The 21375-nt window shown below is 66.7% G+C and carries 17 protein-coding genes, 6 tRNA genes and 1 pseudogene; 14 read left to right on the forward strand and 10 right to left on the reverse strand.

Annotation, left to right across the window (positions count from 1 at the left end; all coding sequences use genetic code 11):
• Window positions 1-6 precede the first annotated feature (6 nt).
• From AC1D29_RS05170 to AC1D29_RS05210, 9 genes are all read left to right on the forward strand, one after another.
• Window positions 7-549 (forward strand): CvpA family protein, encoded by a 543-nt coding sequence (locus tag AC1D29_RS05170; RefSeq protein WP_477894851.1) that lies wholly within the window; start codon window positions 7-9, stop codon window positions 547-549.
• An 11-nt stretch (window positions 550-560) separates the two neighbouring features.
• Window positions 561-2072, forward strand: coding sequence for an amidophosphoribosyltransferase (gene purF / locus AC1D29_RS05175; RefSeq protein ID WP_477894853.1), 1512 nt, complete (start codon window positions 561-563; stop codon window positions 2070-2072).
• Window positions 2073-2076: 4 nt separating this feature from the next.
• Window positions 2077-3315 carry an O-succinylhomoserine sulfhydrylase gene (locus AC1D29_RS05180; RefSeq protein ID WP_477894855.1) on the forward strand — a complete coding sequence of 413 codons (1239 nt, stop codon included), beginning with the start codon at window positions 2077-2079 and terminating at the stop codon, window positions 3313-3315.
• On the forward strand, window positions 3312-4712 hold the full coding sequence (gene gltX, locus AC1D29_RS05185) for a glutamate--tRNA ligase (protein WP_477894857.1): 1401 nt from the start codon (window positions 3312-3314) through the stop codon (window positions 4710-4712). Before AC1D29_RS05180 ends, gltX begins: the two co-directional genes overlap by 4 nt.
• A gap of 92 nt (window positions 4713-4804) precedes the next feature.
• Window positions 4805-4880 (forward strand) — tRNA-Ala (locus AC1D29_RS05190).
• 53 nt (window positions 4881-4933) lie between these two features.
• Window positions 4934-5009 (forward strand) — tRNA-Glu (locus AC1D29_RS05195).
• Between the two features lie 52 nt (window positions 5010-5061).
• A tRNA-Asp gene (locus AC1D29_RS05200) sits at window positions 5062-5138 on the forward strand.
• A 93-nt stretch (window positions 5139-5231) separates the two neighbouring features.
• Window positions 5232-5307, forward strand: a tRNA-Glu gene (locus AC1D29_RS05205).
• Window positions 5308-5420: 113 nt separating this feature from the next.
• Window positions 5421-5497, forward strand: a tRNA-Asp gene (locus tag AC1D29_RS05210).
• Window positions 5498-5552: 55 nt separating this feature from the next.
• Here the strand turns inward: AC1D29_RS05210 and AC1D29_RS05215 are convergent.
• From AC1D29_RS05215 to AC1D29_RS05225, 3 genes are all read right to left on the reverse strand, one after another.
• Window positions 5553-5804 carry a hypothetical protein gene (locus AC1D29_RS05215; RefSeq protein WP_477894859.1) on the reverse strand — a complete coding sequence of 84 codons (252 nt, stop codon included), beginning with the start codon at window positions 5802-5804 and terminating at the stop codon, window positions 5553-5555.
• A gap of 178 nt (window positions 5805-5982) precedes the next feature.
• Window positions 5983-6072, reverse strand: a tRNA-Ser gene (locus tag AC1D29_RS05220).
• Between the two features lie 32 nt (window positions 6073-6104).
• Window positions 6105-6503, reverse strand: a complete 399-nt coding sequence (locus AC1D29_RS05225) for a hypothetical protein (RefSeq protein ID WP_477894861.1) — start codon at window positions 6501-6503, stop codon at window positions 6105-6107.
• An 88-nt stretch (window positions 6504-6591) separates the two neighbouring features.
• Between AC1D29_RS05225 and AC1D29_RS05230 the strand changes: the two genes are divergently transcribed.
• On the forward strand, window positions 6592-7308 hold the full coding sequence (locus AC1D29_RS05230) for a helix-turn-helix transcriptional regulator (RefSeq protein ID WP_477894863.1): 717 nt from the start codon (window positions 6592-6594) through the stop codon (window positions 7306-7308).
• 294 nt (window positions 7309-7602) lie between these two features.
• On the opposite strand, the gene AC1D29_RS05235 is transcribed toward AC1D29_RS05230, so the two are convergent.
• Window positions 7603-8520, reverse strand: coding sequence for an SPFH domain-containing protein (locus tag AC1D29_RS05235; RefSeq protein WP_477894865.1), 918 nt, complete (start codon window positions 8518-8520; stop codon window positions 7603-7605).
• Window positions 8521-8551: 31 nt separating this feature from the next.
• Window positions 8552-8980 (reverse strand): NfeD family protein, encoded by a 429-nt coding sequence (locus tag AC1D29_RS05240; protein ID WP_477894867.1) that lies wholly within the window; start codon window positions 8978-8980, stop codon window positions 8552-8554.
• Between the two features lie 127 nt (window positions 8981-9107).
• Here AC1D29_RS05240 and AC1D29_RS05245 point away from each other — a divergent pair, with 127 nt between their 5' ends.
• Window positions 9108-11375, forward strand: a complete 2268-nt coding sequence (locus tag AC1D29_RS05245; RefSeq protein ID WP_477894869.1) for an Orn/Lys/Arg family decarboxylase — start codon at window positions 9108-9110, stop codon at window positions 11373-11375.
• Window positions 11376-11588: 213 nt separating this feature from the next.
• Here AC1D29_RS05245 and AC1D29_RS05250 read toward each other — a convergent pair whose 3' ends face one another.
• The 4 genes from AC1D29_RS05250 to AC1D29_RS05265 all read right to left on the reverse strand — a co-directional run bounded on the left by AC1D29_RS05250 (window position 11589) and on the right by AC1D29_RS05265 (window position 17143).
• Window positions 11589-12767, reverse strand: coding sequence for a glycoside hydrolase family 88/105 protein (locus AC1D29_RS05250; RefSeq protein ID WP_477894871.1), 1179 nt, complete (start codon window positions 12765-12767; stop codon window positions 11589-11591).
• An 83-nt stretch (window positions 12768-12850) separates the two neighbouring features.
• Window positions 12851-13666 carry an AraC family transcriptional regulator gene (locus AC1D29_RS05255; protein ID WP_477894873.1) on the reverse strand — a complete coding sequence of 272 codons (816 nt, stop codon included), beginning with the start codon at window positions 13664-13666 and terminating at the stop codon, window positions 12851-12853.
• Window positions 13666-14997, reverse strand: coding sequence for a DUF1501 domain-containing protein (locus tag AC1D29_RS05260; protein WP_477894875.1), 1332 nt, complete (start codon window positions 14995-14997; stop codon window positions 13666-13668). Before AC1D29_RS05260 ends, AC1D29_RS05255 begins: the two co-directional genes overlap by 1 nt.
• Before the next feature lie 13 nt (window positions 14998-15010).
• Window positions 15011-17143, reverse strand: coding sequence for a DUF1800 domain-containing protein (locus AC1D29_RS05265; RefSeq protein WP_477894877.1), 2133 nt, complete (start codon window positions 17141-17143; stop codon window positions 15011-15013).
• Window positions 17144-17544: 401 nt separating this feature from the next.
• Here AC1D29_RS05265 and AC1D29_RS05270 point away from each other — a divergent pair, with 401 nt between their 5' ends.
• Entirely contained in the window at window positions 17545-18237 is a 693-nt protein-coding gene (locus tag AC1D29_RS05270; protein ID WP_477894879.1) for a PEP-CTERM sorting domain-containing protein, read from the forward strand.
• Between the two features lie 19 nt (window positions 18238-18256).
• On the opposite strand, the gene fabI is transcribed toward AC1D29_RS05270, so the two are convergent.
• On the reverse strand, window positions 18257-19039 hold the full coding sequence (fabI, locus tag AC1D29_RS05275) for an enoyl-ACP reductase FabI (protein WP_477894881.1): 783 nt from the start codon (window positions 19037-19039) through the stop codon (window positions 18257-18259).
• A 223-nt stretch (window positions 19040-19262) separates the two neighbouring features.
• Between fabI and rimP the strand changes: the two are divergent.
• Window positions 19263-19769: pseudogene (gene rimP / locus AC1D29_RS05280) on the forward strand (ribosome maturation factor RimP); the annotation flags it as partial.
• 116 nt (window positions 19770-19885) lie between these two features.
• Window positions 19886-21364 (forward strand): transcription termination factor NusA, encoded by a 1479-nt coding sequence (gene nusA, locus AC1D29_RS05285; protein ID WP_477894883.1) that lies wholly within the window; start codon window positions 19886-19888, stop codon window positions 21362-21364.
• Window positions 21365-21375: the final 11 nt, after the last annotated feature.

A 21375-nucleotide genomic window follows, 5' to 3' on the forward strand; every position in this document is an offset into this window, starting at 1 on the left:
CCCGTCATGGACATCGCGCTCAGCTGGGTTGACCTCGCATTTGCGGCGGTGCTGCTGATCTCGGTCGGGTTGGGCCTGTGGCGCGGCCTGGTCTTCGAGGTGATGTCGCTGGCGGGCTGGATCGTGGCCTATTTCGCCGCGCCGCCCTTGGCGCCGGTCGTCGAGGGCCTGCTGCCCGACGGCATGACCAGCAAGTTCGGCCCCGCGACGCTGCATGTCGTCGCGCTGGCCATCGCCTTCTTCTTCGTGCTCATCGTCTGGAGCCTGGCGTCGCGCCTGGTCAAGATGCTGATCCACGCCACGCCGCTGTCCGTGGTGGACCGCCTGGGCGGCGCCGGCTTCGGTGCGCTGCGCGGCGTCTTCATCGCGCTGCTGCTGGTGCTCATCATTGGTGCCTCGCCGCTGGCGCAGTCCGCCACCTGGCAGGCCTCGCGGGCCGCGCCCGTGCTGGGCGACGTGCTGCGCGACGTCACGCCGCTGCTGCCTGAACCCCTTGCCCGTTTTGTTTCCCGCTCGATGACCCCATCTGAAGCGGATTCGCCTGATTAAGGAACCCCGCCATGTGTGGCATCGTCGGTACGCTCGCGGCCTCTCCCGTCAACCAGCTCATCTATGACGCGCTGCTGCTGCTGCAGCACCGCGGCCAGGACGCCGCCGGCATCGTCACCATGCAGGGCCAGAAGTGCTTCATGCACAAGGCCCGCGGCATGGTGCGCGACGTCTTCCGCACCCGCAACATGCGCGCGCTGCCCGGCAACATCGGCCTGGGCCAAGTGCGTTACCCGACCGCCGGCAACGCCTACAGCGAGGAAGAGGCCCAGCCCTTCTACGTCAACGCGCCGTTCGGCATCGTGCTGGTGCACAACGGCAACCTGACCAACGCGCATGCGCTGAAGGACGAGCTGTTCGCCATCGACCGCCGCCACATCAACACCGAGAGCGACACCGAGGTGCTGATCAACGTGCTGGCGCACGAGCTGGAGATGGCCGCCCGCGACCTGCCGCTGACGCCCAAGGAGATCTTCGCCGCCGTGCGCGCCGTGCAAAAGCGCATCAAGGGCAGCTACGCCGTCATCGCACTGATCGCCGGCTACGGCCTGCTGGCCTTCCGCGACCCCTTCGGCATCCGGCCGCTTTGCTTTGGTCGCTCCAACAACGGCGAGTTCATGGTCGCCAGCGAAAGCGTGGCGCTGGAAGGCACGGGCCACCAGGTGGAGCGCGACGTGGCGCCCGGCGAGGCCCTCTTCATCGACATGGACGGCAAGCTGCACACCGAGCAGTGCAACGACAACCCGACCTTGAACCCCTGCATGTTTGAGTTCGTCTACCTGGCGCGGCCGGATTCGGTGATGGACGGCATCTCCGTCTACCAGGCGCGGCTGAACATGGGCGAGACGCTGGCCCAGCGCGTGATCTCGACGATGCCGCCCAGCGACATCGACGTCGTCATCCCCATCCCGGAGAGCAGCCGCCCCTCGGCGATGCAGCTGGCCCACCGCATCGGCAAGCCCTACCGCGAGGGTTTCGTGAAGAACCGCTACGTCGGCCGCACCTTCATCATGCCGGGGCAGGGCGCGCGCAAGAAGAGCGTGCGCCAGAAGCTCAACGCCATCGGCGTCGAGTTCAAGGACCGCAACGTGCTGCTGGTGGACGACTCCATCGTGCGCGGCACGACGTCCAAGGAGATCGTGCAGATGGCCCGCGAGGCCGGTGCGCGCAAGGTCTACCTGGCCTCCGCCGCGCCGCCGGTGCGCTACCCCAACGTCTACGGCATCGACATGCCGACAGCCGAGGAGCTGATCGCGCACAACCGCACGATCGAGGAGATCCGTCAGTACATCGGCGCCGACGCGCTGATCTACCAGGACGTGGACGCGATGAAACGCGTCGTCGCGGCGCTGCGCCCGGGTCTCGCCGGCTTCGAGGCCAGCTGCTTCGACGGCCATTACGTGACCGGCGACGTCAGCCTGGAAGACTTCGCCACGCTGCGTGCGCAGCGTGCCAGCCAGCCGGGCGATGAAGACGCGGACTCACGCAGCCGCCTGGCGCTGCAGAGCGGCAACGAGGGTTGAGCGCATGAGCGAGGAAGCCCGCCGCATCGCCCGCGCCACGCTGCCCGAGGGCCTGCGCCCCGAGACGCTGGCCGTGCGCACCGCACTGGCGCCCAGTCAGCATGGCGAGAACTCCGAGGCGCTGTTCCTGACCAGCGCCTACGTGCAGCCCGACGCGCAGACGTCGGCCGAGCGCTTCGCGAACTCCGACGACTTCACCTACTCGCGCACCAGCAACCCGACCGTGCGCAGCCTGGAGGCGCGTCTGGCGGCGATGGAAGGCACGGAAGGCGCCATCGCCACGTCCACCGGCATGAGCGCCATCCTGCTGCTGGGCATGGGCGTGCTGAAGGCCGGCGACCACGTCGTCTGCTCGCGCTCCGTGTTCGGTTCGACGATCAACCTGTTCGCCAAGGAGTTCGGCAAGTTCGGCGTCGAGACCAGCTTCGTGTCGCAGACCGACCTGGCTGAATGGCGCGCGGCCATCCGTCCCACGACCAAGCTGTTCTTCGCCGAGACGCCCACCAACCCGCTGACCGAGGTCTGCGACATCCGCGCGCTGGCCGACTTGGCCCACGATGCCGGCGCCATCCTGGCCGTCGACAACACCTACTCGACACCGGCGCTGCAGCGCCCCGCCGAGATGGGTGCCGACATCGTCATGCACTCGGCCACCAAGTACATGGACGGCCAGGGCCGCGTGATGGCCGGCGCGCTTTGCGGGCCGAACAAGCTCATTCGCGACGTCTTCGGCCCCATCCTGCGCACGGTGGGCATGACGCTGGCGCCGTTCAATGCCTGGGTCGTGCTGAAGGGCTTGGAGACGCTGTCGCTGCGCATGAAGGCGCAAAGCGAACAGGCGCTGGCCGTCGCGCTCTGGCTTCAGGCGCAGCCCGAGGTCGACCAGGTCTACTACCCATCGCTCGCCTCGCACCCGCAGCACGACCTGGCCATGCGCCAGCAGTCGGGGCAGGGCGGGGCGGTGCTGTCCTTTGACCTGCGCGCCGACTCCCCCGAAGCCGCCCGCGCTGCCGCCTTCCACGTCATCGACAGCACGCGCGTGCTGTCGATCGCGACGAACCTGGGCGACACCAAGTCCATCATCACCCACCCGGCGACCACCTCGCACGGCCGCCTCACCGAGGCCCAGCGCCAGGCCGCCGGCATCGGCCAGGGCCTGATCCGTCTGGCCGTCGGCCTTGAGCATGTCGACGACATCACCGACGACCTGCTGCGCGGCCTCTCCACCTTGACCATCCGATGAGTTCCTTCGACAAGATCCGCACGCGCATCGCGCCGTCGCCGACCGGCTTCCTGCACCTGGGCACGGCCCGCACGGCGCTGTACTCCTGGGCCTATGCCCGCCACCACGGTGGCGAGTTCGTGCTGCGCATCGAGGACACCGATGTCGCGCGTTCGACGCAGGACTCGGTCGACCAAATCATCGCGGCGATGAACTGGCTGGGCCTGAGCTACGACGAAGGCCCGATCTACCAGATGCAGCGCCTGGAGCGCTACACGGCCGTCATCGAGCAGTTGATCGCGGCTGGCAAGGCCTACCGCTGCTACGCGACGCCCGAGGAGCTGGACGCGATGCGTGAAGCGCAGCGTGCCCGCGGCGAGAAGACGCTCTACGACCGCCGCTGGCGGCCGGAGCCCGGCAAGACGCTGCCGGCGCCGCCCGAGGGCGTGAAGCCGGTCGTGCGCTTCGCCAACCCCGTGGCCGGCGACGTGACCTGGACCGACCTCGTCAAGGGCCCGATCACGATCAACAACCGCGAGATCGACGACCTCATCATCGCCCGCACGGATGGCGTGCCGACGTACAACTTCGCCGTCGTCGTCGACGATTGGGACATGCGCATCAGCCACGTCTTCCGCGGCGACGAGCACGTCAACAACACGCCCTGGCAGATCAACATCTTCAACGCGCTGGGCGCACCGCTGCCGGCCTTCGGCCACCTGCCCATCATCCTGGGCGATGACGGCCTGAAGCTTTCCAAGCGCCGCGGCGCCGTCAGCGTGATGGACTACGCCGCCAACGGCTACCTGCCCGAGGCGATGCTGAACTACCTGGCCCGCCTGGGCTGGAGCCACGGCGACGACGAGCTGTTCTCGGCCGAGCAGATGGTGTCGTGGTTCGACGGCGCCCACCTGTCCAAGAGCCCGGCCCAGTGGGACCCGGCCAAGCTGGACTGGGTCAATGGCCACTACGTGAAGCACATCGACGAGGCCCGCCTGGCCGCTCTCGTGGTCGCGCAACTCGCCGCCAAGGACATCACCGTGACGGTGGAACAGATCCAGCCCAAGGTCGGCCTCTTCAAGGACCGCTGCGCGACCGTCGCCGCGCTGGCCGATTGGCTGGCGATGTACTTCGTGCCGGTCACGCCTTCCGCAGAGGATCTGGCGGCGCATGTCACAGACGCCGTGCGCCCGGCGCTGACTGCACTGGCCGAGCGGCTGGCGGCGCTGGCGGATTGGAACAAGGCCGGTATCCAGCAAGCCTTGAAGGAAACGCTGGCAGCAACGGGTTTGAAGATGCCGCAACTGGCCGTGCCCGTGCGTGTCATCGTGTGCGGTCGCGCACAAACACCGTCGCTGGATGCGGTGCTCGAGCACTTCGATCAGAAAAAAGTGCTCGAACGCTTGCAATCGGTCTGAAATTCGTCATATACTCTTGGTCTCGCTTGAACAGCGCCGCAAACGAAGCGATTGGCGACAAAGTCGGTAACGACTAAATCGAAAATCAAAACGGGGGTATAGCTCAGCTGGGAGAGCGCTTGCATGGCATGCAAGAGGTCAGCGGTTCGATCCCGCTTACCTCCACCAAATTTCCTGAAAAGGGTTTTTGAGTGGCGCGCAGTTCAAGTCGCGAAGGTTTAGTCCCCTTCGTCTAGAGGCCTAGGACACCACCCTTTCACGGTGATTACAGGGGTTCGAATCCCCTAGGGGACGCCAAGTTTGATGAGCTTGGGCGTTGTCGAAAGACAGTGCCGAATTCATCCCACGCGGAGTGGTAGTTCAGTTGGTTAGAATACCGGCCTGTCACGCCGGGGGTCGCGGGTTCGAGCCCCGTCCACTCCGCCAAGGATTCCATCGGATGATCCCACTGTTGGGTCGCCCGATACGCAAACGGCCAATTCGTTGGCCGTTTGTTTTTTGAGTTTGATTTGCAAGTTTGTCCCCTTCGTCTAGAGGCCTAGGACACCACCCTTTCACGGTGATTACAGGGGTTCGAATCCCCTAGGGGACGCCAAGTTATTGGCAATCTCGTCGCAAGACGGGAATCCGATTGGTAGTTGCGTCGCATGACGCACAAGTTTGATGTGGCTTGCGAGTATCGAAAGATACTCGGAATGCATCCCACATGGAGTGGTAGTTCAGTTGGTTAGAATACCGGCCTGTCACGCCGGGGGTCGCGGGTTCGAGCCCCGTCCACTCCGCCAAAATAGCAAATGCGCCGAAACCCTTGCGGGTTCGGCGCATTTTGTTTTGGGGTGTTCAGGAGACGCCGCGCGACGGTGCCGGTGCGGTGCCCGCGTCATCGTTGCCGCCGCTGCCGTGGGCCTGCGGGCCGGCGCCAGCGGGACGGGTCTCGGGTGGCGTCGTGCGCGGCGCTTCGTTGGGGCCGCGCTTGCCGCTGACGACGAGGCGAGCCAGCTTGACCACCTCGCTGGCCTCGGCCGGCATCCCGCCGGCCAACAGGCCCAGCGCCAGACTCAACCCCATCCATCCCTTTCGCAGTCGCAACATCTCTGGCTCCAGCCTCGCGGACGGCAAGGCACCGATGGAAGTGTTCAGCAAGCGGCTGTGCCGGACCAGTGCCGCGCGACGAATTGCGCTTTCCGGGGGATGAATTGCGGACGGCAAGGCGCCGTCGAGGGCGGGCCAAAACGCAAAAAGGGCCCCAGAGGGCCCGATCATGCGTTCTTGGCGGAGAGGGCGGGATTCGAACCCGCGGTGGGTATTAGCCCACACACGCTTTCCAGGCGTGCGACTTAAACCGCTCATCCACCTCTCCTGCAAGCCTGCCATCATAGCCTATTGCGGCGCTCATGCGGCCAAGCTGGCGCCACCTCGGCCGCTGCGGCGCCCACCGAGCATTGGGCGCCAATTGAGCTGATGGACGACATTGTTCAGATGCAGCATGCGTCGCGAGCGCGCCAGTGCGTGGCCTTGTCCGTCGATCAGCGACACGTTGCAGAGAATGTTCATCGGGTCGAACAGCGCGATGACATCGGGCTGAATCTCGGTCCACTCCCAGGCGATCTGGATGGGCTCGCCATTGATGTCGGTGGCCCAGACTTCCTGGCCCGAATGCAGGCCCGTGCGTGCATCCTCCACTCTGACGCTGCTGCCGACCTGCCGCAGCTCATGGGTCGCCAATTCAAACTCGTTTACAGTCTTAACGACCGTTTCGCAGGCCATCAGTTGCCACGCTGCTATCTGCATTCGGGTCTCCAGTCATTTGGATGGTTTGCAGTTTGCGTTCGTTGACGTCGGGCTGCGCCTACCAACCCTAGTAGCGCCCCGGTGCCCGATGAACCTGCAGCGATACGAACAAGTCAGTCATGCGGAAGATCTCTCATCTTTCCGACAGGGGCTGATCGACTTCGCGCACGACCTGGACTTTGGTCTGGTGGTCGGCGTGCTGGCCATCGAGCATCGCGGACCTGGCGCCCAGACCGAGTACATCTCGGTGGGCAACACGCCTCAAAAATTTGTTGACGCGTCCAGGGATCCCGACTTCGCCAGGCGCGACCCGGTGCACCAGAGATTGATGCGGCAATCGACGCCACTCATCTACGACCAGAGCTTCTACGTCGAAGCCGGTGCGGGCGAGCTCTGGGAAATGGTTGCGCCCTTTGGCTACAGGACGGGCGTTGCCGTCGGCGTTCATATGCCGGGCTATCGCAGGCTGTTGCTGGGTATGGATCGCGAGGATCCTTTGCCCAAGGATCCGGTCAAGCTCAATCGCATGATCGCGGACCTGCAGTTGCTGGCGGTGCATGCGCAGGATGCGGCAGCGCGACTGCTGTTGTCCAAGAAAGGGGCAGATACCCGACCCAAGCTGCCGGCTCGGCAGTTGGAAATCCTGAAGCTGACGATGGAGGGCAAGAGTGCCTGGGTCGTTGGCAGCCTGTTGGGTATCAGCGAGAACACGGTGAACTATCACCTCAAGCAACTGTTCCAGAAGCTCGACGTCTCGACCAAGCACCATGCGGTGCTGAAAGCGATGGAGCTGGGCCTGCTCTGACCCTTCGGCTGGCCGCCACTACCAGGGTTTGTAGTTCTCCAGAATTCCCGCCTCCTCCAAACTGCGTGTCATCTCAACACCGCTGGATGGATGGCGCAAATGGAAAAAGTCTCGTTTTGGGAAGTCGTCGCTGAACTGTTTGGCTTTCCGTTCACGGGCGGCTGAGCCGATCCATCCGAGGAGGTCATCAGGAAAAGCGACTCCTCCATCGCTTTCGTTCGGCGCCCCCCGGACGTCTTGCGCCCGCGACCGCCCTGATTCAGGGCCCTCGCGGGCTTTTTTGTTTTTGCGCAGTCAGGCCTTGCTACCGCCCTTGATCAGGCCCATCGCCGTGCCGATCAAGCCGGCGACTTCGGTCATGTTGCCCGGCACGATCATGGTGTTGTTCTTCTGGGCGAGCTGGGCATAGGCCTCGACGGCCTTCTCGGCGACCTTGAGCTGCACGGCCTGGTCGCCGCCCGGCTGCTGGATCGCCGCGGCGATCTTGCGGATGGCGTCGGCCGTGGCATCGGCCACCGCGGTGATGGCAGCGGCCTCGCCCTGGGCCTGGTTGATGTCGGCCTGCTTCTCGCCCTCTGAGCGGGCAATCGCCGCCTCGCGCTCGCCGGTGGCGATGTTGATCTGCTCCTGGCGGCGGCCTTCGGAGGCCGCGATCAGCGCGCGCTTCTCGCGCTCGGCCGTGATCTGGGCTTGCATGGAATGCAGGATCGCCGGCGGCGGTGTCAGGTCCTTGATCTCATAGCGCAGCACCTTGACGCCCCAGTTCAGCGCGGCTTCGTCCAGCGCCTCGACGACCGAGGTGTTGATGACCGCGCGCTCCTCGAAGGTGCGGTCCAGCTCCATGCGGCCGATGACCGAGCGCAGCGTCGTCTGCGCCAGCTGCGTGATCGCGACGACGTAGTTGCTCGCGCCGTAGCTGGCGCGCGTCGGGTCGGTGACCTGGAAGTAGAGGATGCCATCGACGGTCAGCTGCGTGTTGTCCTTGGTGATGCAGACCTGGCTGGGCACATCCAGCGGGATTTCCTTCAGCGAATGCTTGTAGGCCAGCCGGTCGACAAACGGCACGAGGAAATTCAGGCCCGGCGTCAGCGTGGCGTGGTACTTGCCAAGCCGCTCGACGACCCAGGCGTTCTGCTGGGGCACGACCTTGATCGAGCGGACCACGAAGATGGCCGCGATGGCCAGGATGACGAGTGCGATGGGAAATTCCATGAGCAGGGCTCCGAATCTTGAGATGAGGCGTTCAACAGTCCAGCAGCAGGCAGCTGCCTTCGACCGCGCGGATCACATGGCGGCCACTCTGTGCCGGCGCGCTGCCGATGAAGCGGGCCTGCCAGGCCGCGCCGCGGTAGTGCACCTGTGCCAGGCCGTCGGCCGACCAGGCGTCGACCTGCACCTGCTGGCCGATGTCGAGATTGACATCGGGGTTGCGCGAGGCCGGCGCCGCTTGAGGCGCCCGGCTGCGGCGGCTGTGCCAGGCGACGATGGCCGCGCCGCCGACGAGGGCCGCCGTCAGCATCTGCCCGGTGGGCGACAGCCCCAGATGAGCCGCGAGGGCACCTGCAGCCGCGCCCACGGCCAGCATGAGCAGATAGAAGGTGCCGGTCGCCAGCTCGGCCGCGATCAGCACGCCCGCCGCAATCCACCAGAGGGTGGTCCAGTTCCAATCCATCTTGCCTCCCTGTCTTGGCTGTGGGTCAGTTTAGAGCGCAGCGGAGGGCCGCAGCGACATGGCGAGGACACGCTGCGGCCCTACACTTCGCCGCTTCGTTTTTGATGCCCGCCCGCTGGAGGCCCCGATGATCCGTTTCCATTTCCCGATAGTCATCATTGACGAGGACTACCGTTCAGAGAACACCTCGGGTCTGGGCATACGCGCGCTGGCCGAGGCCATTCAGAAAGAGGGCATGGAAGTGCTGGGTGTGACGAGCTACGGCGACCTGTCGCAGTTCGCCCAGCAGCAGAGCCGTGCCTCGGCGTTCATCCTGTCCATCGACGACGAGGAGTTCACGGCCGGTCCCGAGATGGACCCGGTGGTGCTGAACCTGCGCAAGTTCATCCAGGAGATCCGCAACCGCAACCCGGACATCCCCATCTACGTCTACGGCGAGACGCGCACCAGCCAGCATCTGCCTAACGACGTGCTGCGTGAGCTGCACGGCTTCATCCACATGTTCGAGGACACGCCGGAGTTCGTGGCCCGCCACATCATCCGCGAGGCCAAGAGCTACCTCGACGGCCTGGCGCCGCCGTTCTTCAAGGCGTTGATGGACTACGCGCAGGACGGCTCGTATTCGTGGCACTGCCCCGGCCATTCGGGCGGCGTCGCCTTCCTGAAGAGCCCGGTCGGCCAGATGTTCCACCAGTTCTTCGGCGAGAACATGCTGCGCGCCGACGTGTGCAACGCCGTCGAGGAACTCGGCCAGTTGCTGGACCACACCGGTCCGGTCGCGGCCAGCGAGAAGAATGCGGCGCGCATCTTCAATGCGGACCACTGCTTCTTCGTCACCAACGGCACGTCCACGTCCAACAAGATGGTCTGGCACCACACGGTGGCGCCGGGCGACGTGGTCGTCATCGACCGCAACTGCCACAAGAGCAACCTGCACGCCATCATCATGTGCGGCGCCATTCCCGTCTTCATGACGCCGACGCGCAACCACTACGGCATCATCGGCCCCATCCCGGAGAGCGAGTTCAGCCCCGAGGCCATCCGCGCCAAGATCGCCGCCAACCCGCTGCTGGCGCACGTCGACCCCGCGACTGTCAGGCCCGCCATCGTCACGCTGACGCAAAGCACCTACGACGGCGTGCTCTACAACACCGAGACCATCAAGAAGAAGCTGGACGGCTACATCCCGACGCTGCATTTCGACGAGGCCTGGCTGCCGCACGCGGCCTTCCACGACTTCTACGGCCAGTTCCACGCGATGGGCAAGAACCGCGTGCGCCCCAAGGAGGCGATGGTCTACGCGACCCAGTCCACGCACAAGCTGCTGGCCGGCATCTCGCAGGCCTCGCAGGTGCTCGTGCAGGACTCGCAGAGCGTCAAGCTCGACAAGCACCTCTTCAACGAGGCATACCTGATGCACACCAGCACCAGCCCACAGTACTCCATCATTGCGAGCTGCGACGTGGCCGCCGCGATGATGGAGCCGCCTGGCGGCACGGCGCTGGTGGAGGAGAGCATCCGCGAGTCGCTGGACTTCCGCCGCGCGATGCGCAAGGTCGAGGGCGACTACGGCGACGACTGGTGGTTCAAGGTCTGGGGGCCGGACTACCTGCGGGCCGAGGAGGGCAGCGAGCCCGTGTCGGCCGACTGGATGCTGCATGCCGATGAGGACTGGCATGGCTTCGGCGGTCTCGCCGAAGGCTTCAACATGCTGGACCCGATCAAGTCCACCATCATCACGCCCGGGCTGGACATGGACGGCCGCTTCGACGCGACGGGCATCCCGGCGTCGGTGGTGACCAAGTTCCTGGTCGAGCATGGCGTCGTCGTCGAGAAGACGGGCCTCTACTCGTTCTTCATCATGTTCACCATCGGCATCACCAAGGGCCGCTGGAACACGCTGCTGACCGCGCTGCAGCAGTTCAAGGACGACTACGACAAGAACGCGCCGCTGTGGCGCATCCTGCCGGAGTTCTGCGCGAAGTTCCCGAAGTACGAGCGCATGGGCCTGCGTGACCTGTGCCAGAGCATCCACCAGGCCTACGCCGAGGGCGACATCGCGCGCCTGACGACGGACATGTACCTGTCCAACCTGCAGCCGCTGATGACGCCCACGGACGCCTACGCCCACATCGCGCAGCGCAAGACCGAGCGCGTAGGCATCGACGACCTCGAAGGCCGCATCACGACTTCGCTGCTGACGCCTTACCCGCCCGGCATCCCGCTGCTGATCCCGGGCGAAGGCTTCAACAAGAAGATCGTCGACTACCTGAAGTTCACGCGCAGCTTCAACGCCAAGTTCCCGGGCTTTGCGACCGACGTGCACGGCCTCGTGCACGAGATCGACGAAGAGACCGGCCGCGGCCACTACTACGTGGACTGCGTGAAGGCCTGAGCGGCTTTACCTCTTCCGGTCCGCGGGCAGGACGCGGACCGGGTGGTTCAAGCCATCGAGCAGGTGGCGAGATGGCCCAGCCGCGGCCGGCCTGTTCGGACTGCCGGTGTGCCCCGGCCGGCACCTGATAGTCCTTGCGGAGATGGAACACACCGCCCTTGAAGGCCTTGCCCTGCAGCGTGCCGCCATCGCGACCGTTGAGGATGGCCTGGGTCAAGGCGCCAGGTTCAGGTCGGCGACCGCGGTGGCGGCCAGCAGGAAGGCGCCGACGCCGTAGTGCTGGGTGTCGTCGTACTCGACGGCGTCCGGGCGGTCGCCGATCGGCTGCACATAGCCGACCCTGCCATCGGCGCGCACCGCGCGCGTCAGTGCCGCCCAGCCCAGGCGCACGACGGGTTCGTAGGTCTTGCGGTCCAGCAGCCCGGCCTTGATGCCCCAGGCGAAGCCGTGTGTGTAGAAGCCCGTGCCGCTCGACTCGGGCAGTGCCGTCTCGGGGTCGCCCAGCAGTGACGGCGCCCAGAAACCGTCGGGCTTCTGGATGGCCTTCAGCTTGGCGGCCATGTCCCGGAAGATGGCGGCGATTCGGGCGTGGTCGGGGTCGCTCTTCGGCAGCAGTGCCAGCATGCGCGCCAGGCCGGCGAAGACCCAGCCGTTGCCGCGTGACCAGAAGACCTTGCGGCCGTTGATGTCGCGGCGTTCGAAGAAGCGGCTGTCGCGGTAGTAGAGATGCTCGTCCCTGTCGTAGAGCAGCGCCGTCGTCGCCCAGAACTCCTTCTTGGCGAAGTCGGCGTACTTGGCCTCGCCGGTCAGCTTGGCCATCTCGCGCCACACGGCCGGTGCCATGAAGAGCGCGTCGCACCAGGACCAGCGATCCACGGAGGGGACGCTGCGGTCGGCCAGTTCGACGAAGTGCAGGTCAACGTCGCTGGGGCGCGCCAGGATCTCGTCGAAGCGCTCGCGCAGCGGCGCCATCGCTGCGGCGCCTGCCCCATGGCGCGCCGCCCACAGATAGGCCGTGCCGATGGTGTGGTCGTCGGCGTGATAGAGGCGGCTGCCGGGCTGATAGCCGGCGTCCTTGCCGCGTTGCTGGATGGCCTGGGCGAACTCGGGCCGTTTGCTGTGGTCGGCCAGCGCAACGAGGCCGACAAAGAGCGCGCCTTGTTCCCAGCCCCTGGGGTCGGGCATGGACTTGACCGAGCGCGGATGCTCGCCGCGTTCGAGCGCCTGCAACTGCCAGCGGCCCACCTTCTCTGCCAGCGCGATGACGGCCGCGGGCTGCCAGGGCACGGTGTCGGCAGCGGCCACCGACAGTGGCGGTGTCGCCGGCTCGGCCCGGGCGGTCAGCGATGAAAGGGCCAGCAGGCCGGCGGCGTAGAAGATGGCCGTCTTCATGAAGTCTCCTCGCTAGAGTCGGCCGCAATGTAAGCGCTTTCAAGGCGCCGCCGCAGCGGGCCAGCCCTGGGCGCGTGCGCGGGTCAGGCGAGGCGGTTGCCCAGGCGCCAAGGCAGGCCTTCGTGGCGGGCCAGGTCGCGGCGCACGCCAGCGGGGCTCAGGCCCGTGAGCGCGCGGAACTCGCGCACCATGTGGGCCGCATGGCTGAAACCGCAGCCCGCGGCCACGTCGGCCAGCGGCGCGCCGCCGGCCAGTTGCGCGAGGCTCTGCTGCAGCCGTTCAATGCGCAGCAGGGCTTTGGGCGGCAAGCCCAGTCGGCTGCTGACGAGGCGCTGAAGGTGCCGCGCGCTCCAAAGCGCCGCGTCGGCCCAGTCGCCGACGCTGTCGGCAGCCGGCACATCGGGTGGTGGCGCCCAGGGCTCGCGAGCCAGGGCCTGATCGACCCAGGCCTGCAGTTGCTGCTCGATGACCCAGACCTGGGCCGCCGTGCCTTCGGCGCGTTGCAGGCGGCACGACAACTCGCGCGCCGGTGCGGCGCCGATCACCGCTTGCGCGGGCCGCCGCTGCGCCACCCAGTCCGGCGCCGACATGCCGAACAACCAGTTCAGCACGCCGGGGCGCAGCAGCACCGTCGTGATGGCCGGGTCGTTGGCATAGCGGCGCCGGGCCGGCTTCAACCGCGGGCCGGCAAGCTCCAGATGGCCGAGTGAGCGGCCGTTGTCGGCGTCCAGCCAGTCGCCCCGGTGCAGCACCGTCAGCGCGCCCAGTGCGTTGGCCGGAAAGCATTGCATCGCCGGCAGCGCCGGGCCCTGCAGGCTGGGCCGGCGCACGGCGATCGCCTGGACATAGGGCGCCAGCGCCAGGCTTGGCGGCAGCAACTGGGTGCGGCTGCAGGGCATCAGCTCATGAATCCAAGGTCCTGTGGCGTGAAGGCGGCCAGCGCCGGGAAGGCCGTGTTGAGTGCGGCGGCGTCCAGGCCGAACCAGCGCGCCAGTGTCGCGCCGAACTGCTCCAGCGACGTGCTCGGGATCAGCGCGCCGCGGCTGCCGGCATCGTCCGCGCCGCCCAGCGCCGGGTAGGGGAAGCGGCCGTAGACCTGGCCGCCGTTGACCGCACCGCCGAGGATGAGGTGGTGGTTACCCCAGCCATGGTCCGTGCCCGAGCCGCTGGGCTGCAGCGATCGGCCGAACTCGCTCTGCGTGAAGCTGGTCACCAGCGGCGCGACGCCCAGCTCCACTGTCGCGTTGTAGAAGGCGCCCATCGCGTCGCCCAGCTGGCGCAGCAAGTCCCATTGCTGCCAGCTCTGGCCGCTGTGCGTGTCAAAGCCACCCAGCTGCACCAAGAACACTTGCCGCCGCACGCCGACGCTGCCGCGCAGCGCGATGACGCGCGCGACCTGCTGCAGTTGCCGGCCGAGGTCGGTGCCCGGGAACACCGTGTTGACCGTGCCTGCGCCGCTGCTGCGCAGCAGCGCGCCCAGGCTGAGCGCATCGCGCCTGACCTGGTTGGCGGCCTGGATCAGCCGCACGCCGCCATCCAGCGCCAGGATCTCGTTGAGCGCCTGGCTGCGCGCCGTGGTGGCCGAGGCCGGCCAGGTGCTCATGCCGCTGACGTCCAGGTTGAAGCCCGGCACGAGGCTGGCGCTGGGCACTTGCGCGCCGTTCGCGAACAGCGCGCCGCCGGCCATGGACACGGCGGCCGGGAAGCGCGACGTGCCGTTGCGCGCCACCATGGCGTCGGCCGTGCGTCCGCCCCAGCCCGTGCCGCCACCGCTGCCGTTGCCGGCCTGCGTCTGCTGCATCTGGTCGGAATGCGAGAACAGGTTGGCGGGCAGCGTCGCCGTGCCGGCCAGGATCTGCGAGCGCGTGGTCGGTGCGAGCAGCGGGCCCACGTTGGCGATGGCCGCAAGCTTGCGCTGGGCCCACAGCGGGTGAATGGTCTGCAGGCCGGAGTTCAGCGCATAGGTCACGCCATCGGTGGTCGTGATGGGCAGCAGGCTGGCGGACTGGTCGGGCAATGCCAGGCCGCCACGCAGGCTGCGATAGGCCGCGTAGGCCGCCGTGCTCTGCGGGACCAGCACGTTGTGCCCGTCGCAGCCGCCGGCCAGGAAGATGCAGACCAGCGCGCGGTAGTCCTCGGTCCCTTGCGCCAGGCTGGGCAGGGCCGGTGCGGCGGTGAGGGCGCAGGCGGCGCGCAGCAGCGCGCGGCGGGTGGTGTTGTGGGCGGTCATCGCTGGGCGCTCCTCAATGTTGGATGGCATGCTGGCCGGACAGCAGCGTCAGGTACAGCGCCGTCTGCACGCGCTGGGTCGCGTCGGGCTGGGCGTTGATCGCATTGGCCAGGCTCTGGCGCATCGCGCTGGACATGCGCCCCCACAGCAGCGCCTGGTCGACCGCGTTGATCAGCGCCGTCGTGTCGCCCGCAACGGCGGTGAAGGGCTGCAGGTTGATGCGCATGTTGCTGCCCGGCTGGGTCAGCAGGCTCCACAGGAAGTTGCCGCGCAGCGTGGCCTCGGTGGGCGTGTAGATCTGGAATTCGGGCGCGGCCAGCGTCGTCTGCGGCAGCCGGAACAACTGCGCGTAGTGGCCGAAGACTGACGGCGGCGTCAGTGGCGTCTGGCCGGTGCGGCCGATCTCCCAACCGAGGTTGTTGCCGGGCTGGAAGCCGCCGTTCAGCGCGCGCAACGTGGCGGCGATGTGCTGCAGCGGGTCGCGCAGCCGGCCGTCGTTCGTGCCGGCCGTGTCATTGCGCGCCTCGGCATCGAGCAGGATGGCCCGCACGACGGCGCGCAGGTCGCCGCGCACGCCGCTGCCGTTGTTGATGAACACGGCGGCGACGCGCTGCACGTAGGCCGGGCTGGGGTTGCTCTTGACCAGTTGGCGGATCAGCCGCTGCGCGACGAAGGGCGGCGTGTTGGGATGCTGGAACAGGCAGTCCAGCGTGGCCTTCAGGTCAGCGTCGGCACCTTGGTTGGCAGGCAGCGTGCAGCCCAGGAAGCTCTTTGCGCGCTGGTCATGGTTGATCTCGCGCGAGACCAGCGGCCCGCTGAAGTTCTCCCAGTTGTTGGTGCCGGTGCCGACATAGGTCCAGCCGGTCAGCGCCAGCGCGACCTGCTGGATGGTCGCCTGGTCATAGGTCGGCACCGTGCGGCCGGACAAATCCAGTTGCGGGCTGCTGTCGGCGTTCAGCTTGACGAGGCCGATGGTGAACAGCTGCAGCAGTTCGCGTGCGAAGTTCTCGTTCGCCGACGAGCCGCCCAGGGGCTTGTTGCTATTGGCGAGGTCCAGGTACTTGCCCATCTGCGGGCTGCGCGCCACCTCCTCCAGCAGGCCGCGGTAGTTGCCGAAGGCGTGCTTGCTCAACGTGCGCAGGTGCGGCACCAGCTCATTGGGGTAGATGTTCTTGTTGGCGGAGACGACGAGGACCTGGGCCAGCGCATAGGCCACGCGCTGGCGCAACTGGTCGGGGGCGTCCGTGAGCCGGTTCAGCATCTGGGCCGAGACGGTGGACATGCCGTTGTCGGTCGGCAAGGCAATGGGCGTCTCGGCCAGCGCGAATTGCTCGCTCAGCCAGGCTTCGGTGCCCAGGCTCTGCAGGCGGGCGATGGCGGCGGCATTCGGGCCGAACGTCGACTGCTCCAGCATTCGCGCGGCCGGCACGTTGGCCGTGCCCTGGCCGGGGCCGGGTGCCGGGGAGGAGGGCGGTGCTGGCGTCGGTGCTGGTGCTGGTGCTGGTGCAGGGGAGGGAGCGGGTGTCGGGCTGGGCGCGGGCGCGGGCGCCGCCACGCCCAGCGTGACGATGCCCGAGCCGATGGCGCCTGCGCCCGTGGCCCAGACCTGCACCGGCTGGCTCTTGCCCAGCCAGGTGCTCGGCGCGACAGCCGACGCCTGCAACTGCGTCGTCGACAGCCGCGTCACCGTCGCCTGCACGTCGCCGATCTTCACGGCCACGTTGACCGGGAAGGACGCGCCGTTGAGGCGGATCGTGAATGCGCCGGCCGGCACGCTGGTGGGGCTGACGCTCCACAGCCGCGGCTGCACCTGCGTGACCGTCAACGTGACACTGCCGGCCTTGGCGGGGTAGGCCGTGCTGGTCGCCGTCACGACGACGTTGTTGGCCGTGGGCACGGCGGGCGGGGCGGTGTAGCGCCCGCTCGCGTCCACGGTGCCCACGCTGGCGTTGCCGCCCGGAATGCCGTTGACCGTCCAGCTGACGGTGTTGGGCGACAGCGGCACATAGGCTGTCAGCTGGCGGCTGGTGCCGATGGGCAGGCTGCCGCTGCTGTAGACGGTGATGGTCTGGGCGACCAGCGGGCTGGCCCCGAGGCCGCCCGCCAGGGTCAGCACGGCCAGGCGCAACGGAATGTGAGCGGGCATGGGAAGTCTCCACGTCGAGAACACCCGCAGCAGCAACGCCCATGCCATGGCAATCCGTGCCGAAAGCTGACGCGGCAGGTCGCAAATGCCGCCAGCTTGACCTTCGGGCTGACGTTATTTGTTCACGCCTGACGGGATGTGTCAGATCTGACCGTGGCGGTGTCCGATCCCTGCAAATGTCACTGCATGTGTGCCACGTAACTGACGCATTCCTGCCCGCCTAGAACTAGGGTGTCGGCGGGAATGACAGTCGCGAACCCATTTCTGATTGATCGCTCATAGTTGATTTTCACGTGCATGAAAAAACGATGACGGATCAATGGCTTGCGCAATCTAGGGGGAGTGCGTGGCACGGCCGATGCGAACGGGTGTGTTGTCAACCACCGTGCAGGAGCATCCCCATGAGATCCACTTACAGAATGTTGGCCGCGGCGGCGGCCTTGGCTGCGGCCACTGCGGCCCACGCCGTCCCGGTCGCGCTGACCGAGCTGACCGGTCTGACGGGCGGCTCCGCGGCTGGCACGGCGGTCTTCAAGGCCGACCTGTCCACCATCGGCCTGGCCACCATCCTGTCCATCGGCATCCGTGACAACAGCGGCCTGCTGGGCGGCGCCACCGGCCAGTTCTCCGGCTTCGATCTCGATGCGATCAAGCTGTCGACGACGGATTGCGCCACCGCCGCGTGCGCCGCGGCGGCCGTAGGCCTCGCGGTGTTCGACTTCTCGTCGGGCACCTTCTTCACACCCGGCACGCAGCGCCCACCGGTCGACGCCAAGTTGTTTGGCACCGATGGCACGGGTACCGCGGCCGACAATTCGGTGGCGACGCTGGGTCTTTTCGATGCCGAGTCCTCAACCGTCACCCCGGCCGGGTTCCTGAGCATGGGCGACAACGGCCAGATCGATTTCAACCTGACCAGCGCCACGTCGACGGCCGGCCTTTTCCTCTACATCGGCGAGGTGGGCGACAACGGTGAGGTCGCCGCCGGCGCCGTCATCGTGCGTGAGACGACCGCCGTGCCGGAACCTGCGGGCCTGGGCCTGCTGGGCCTGGCCACGGCGGGCCTGGCCATGTGGCGGCGCCGCCGCGCCTGAGCGGCAGCCGCCGGGGTCCTCAGGACTCCATCGCCATCGCGGTCTGGCTGAAGCCGCCGTCGACGTAGGTGATCTCGGCGCTGATGCCGGCCGCGAGGTCGGACAGCAGGAAGGCGGCGGTGTTGCCGACGTCGTCGATGGTCACGTTGCGGCGGATGGGCGCCTGGGCCGCGAACTGGCCCAGCAGCTTGCCGAAGTCCTTGATGCCGGAGGCCGCCAGCGTCTTGATCGGGCCGGCCGAGATGCCGTTGACCCGCACGCCCTTGGGGCCGAGCGCCTGGGCCAGGTAGCGCACGCTGGCTTCCAGGCTGGCCTTGGCCAGGCCCATGGTGTTGTAGTTGGGCACGATGCGCAGCGCGCCGAGATAACTCAGCGTCAGCAGCGCGGCGTTGGCACGCAACCGCGGCGCGGCCAGTTTGGCCATGGCCGGGAAGCTGTAGGCCGAAATATCGTGGGCGATGCGGAAGTTCTCGCGGGTCATGCCGTCGAGAAAATCACCGGCAATGGCCTCGCGCGGCGCAAAACCGATGGAATGGACGAAGCCGTCGAACTCCGGCCAGACCTCGCCGAGCTGCTCGAACAGCGCGGCCATCTGCTCGTCGCTGCTCACGTCGCAGTCGTAGATAAGCGTCGAGCCGAATTCGGCGGCGAACTCGCTGATGCGCTCCTTGAAGCGCTCGCCCTGGTAGCTGAACGCCAGCTCGGCGCCTTCGCGGTGGCAGGCACGGGCAATGCCGTAGGCGATGGAGCGGTTGGACAGCACGCCCGTGATCAGCAGCCGCTTGCCGGCGAGAAAGCCCATTCTTGTCTCCTGTGAGGTCTCAAACAGCCTCAGATTCTGGCACGCGCACGCCCCGGCACCTTGCCGGCATGAGACTTGCACAGTACAATCCGACTTTCACCAGAATTGAAAACCGCCCCGGACGACATCCCCCGGGGCTGGCTTGGTGAACGAGTTGGGCGGATTCATCCAGCCCATTTTTTTTGCTTTTTCGATTTTCTCTGGACCCGAAGCCCATCCCCGCATGAGTTGGCAAGCCGCTGTGGAAACGACCGTGACCGGTCTTGGTTACGAACTCGTGGACTGCGAACGCAGTGCCAGTGGTGGAACGCTGCGCGTGATGATCGACAAGCTGGCAGCGCAGGCGCTGGCCGGTGAGCTGATCGACGTGGATGACTGCGAAAAGGTCACGCGCCAGCTGCAGTATGTGCTGGAGGTCGAGGGTTTGGAATATTCCCGGCTTGAGGTGTCCTCGCCGGGTCTGGATCGGCCGCTGAAAAATGCCGCGCATTACGCGCGATTTGCCGGCCAGGAAATCGACATCACGCTGCGCACGCCCTTCCAGGGCCGCAAGAAGTACCGCGGCGTCGTCAGCGCCCAGCCGGATGCGGCGAGCGACCAGGCTTGGCGTCTGGTCTTTGACGACGGCGAAGCCGAGCAGGCGTTGGACTTCACGCTTGACGAGGTGCGCGAAGCGCGCCTGGTGCCGGTGATCAGCTTCAAGGGTCGCGGCGGTGAGCCGGCGCCCGACCGCAAGCCGGGTCAGCGTGGTGTCATCAAGCCGAAAAAGGCAGCGACTAAGAAACAAGCGGGCGAGCCCCAGCAGGCGGCGCCCGGCCAAGACAAGGTTGACGGAGGTCTCAAGCAATGAACCGCGAAATGTTGATGCTGGTGGACGCAATCTCGCGCGAGAAGAGCGTGGAGCGCGATGTTGTGTTCGGTGCGGTGGAAGCCGCGCTGGCATCGGCCACCAAGAAGATTTACGGCGCTGAGGCCGACATCCGCGTCAGCGTGGATAGGGAATCCGGCGAGTACGAGACCTTCCGCCGCTGGCACGTCGTGCCGAACGAGGCTGGCCTGCAGAACGCCGATGCCGAGATCCTGCTGTTCGAAGCGCAGGAGCAAATCGGCGACATCGAGGTGGACGACCACATCGAGGAGCCGGTCGAGTCAGTGCCGATCGGCCGCATCGGCGCGCAAGCCGCCAAGCAGGTCATCCTGCAGAAGATCCGTGACGCCGAGCGCGAGCAGCTGCTGAACGACTTCATGTCGCGCGGCGAGCGAATCTTCGTCGGTACCGTCAAGCGCCTGGACAAGGGCGACATCATTGTCGAGAGCGGCCGCGTCGAAGGCCGCCTGAAGCGCAGCGAGATGATCTCGAAAGAGAACCTGCGCACCGGTGACCGCGTGCGCGCCGTCATCCTCGGCGTGGACCCGACGCAGCGCGGCCCGCAGATCATGCTGTCGCGCTCCAGCCCCGAGTTCATGAAGGAACTCTTCGCGCAGGAAGTGCCGGAAATTGAGCAAGGCCTGCTGGAGATCAAGAGCTGCGCCCGAGACAGCGGCAGCCGCGCCAAGATCGCCGTCGTCAGCCATGACCGCCGTGTCGACCCCATCGGCACGTGCGTCGGCGTGCGCGGTTCGCGCGTCAACGGCGTGACGACCGAGCTGGCCGGTGAGCGCGTGGACATCGTGCTGTGGAGCGAAGACCCGGCTCAGTTCGTCATTGGCGCGCTGGCCCCGGCCAACGTGCAATCCATCGTCGTGGATGAAGAGCGCCATGCGATGGATGTCGTCGTCGACGAGGAAAACCTCGCGATCGCGATCGGCCGTGGCGGCCAGAACGTGCGCCTGGCGTCCGAGCTGACCGGCTGGCGCATCAACATCATGTCGGCCGAGGAATCGGCCGCCAAGCACGAGCAGGAAAGCGAATCGGTGCGCAAGCTCTTCGTCGACAAGCTCGACGTGGACGCCGAAGTCGCCGACATCCTGATCGCCGAGGGCTTCACCAGCCTGGAAGAAGTCGCCTACGTGCCGATGCAGGAAATGCTGGAGATCGAGGCCTTTGACGAGGACACGGTCAACGAGCTGCGCACCCGTGCCAAGGACGCGCTGCTGACGATGGAAATCGCCCGCGAAGAGAAGGTCGAGGAGGTCTCGCAAGACCTGCGCGATCTCGAAGGCGTCACGCCCGAGCTGCTCAGCAAGCTCGCCGAGGGCGGCATCAATACCCGCGATGACCTGGCCGACCTGGCCGTGGACGAATTGGTCGACTTGACCGGACTGGGCGAAGACAGCGCACGTGCGCTGATCATGAAGGCCCGTGAACACTGGTTCAACGATTGATCGATCTCGAC

Source organism: Roseateles sp. P1_C6, assembly GCF_056406315.1.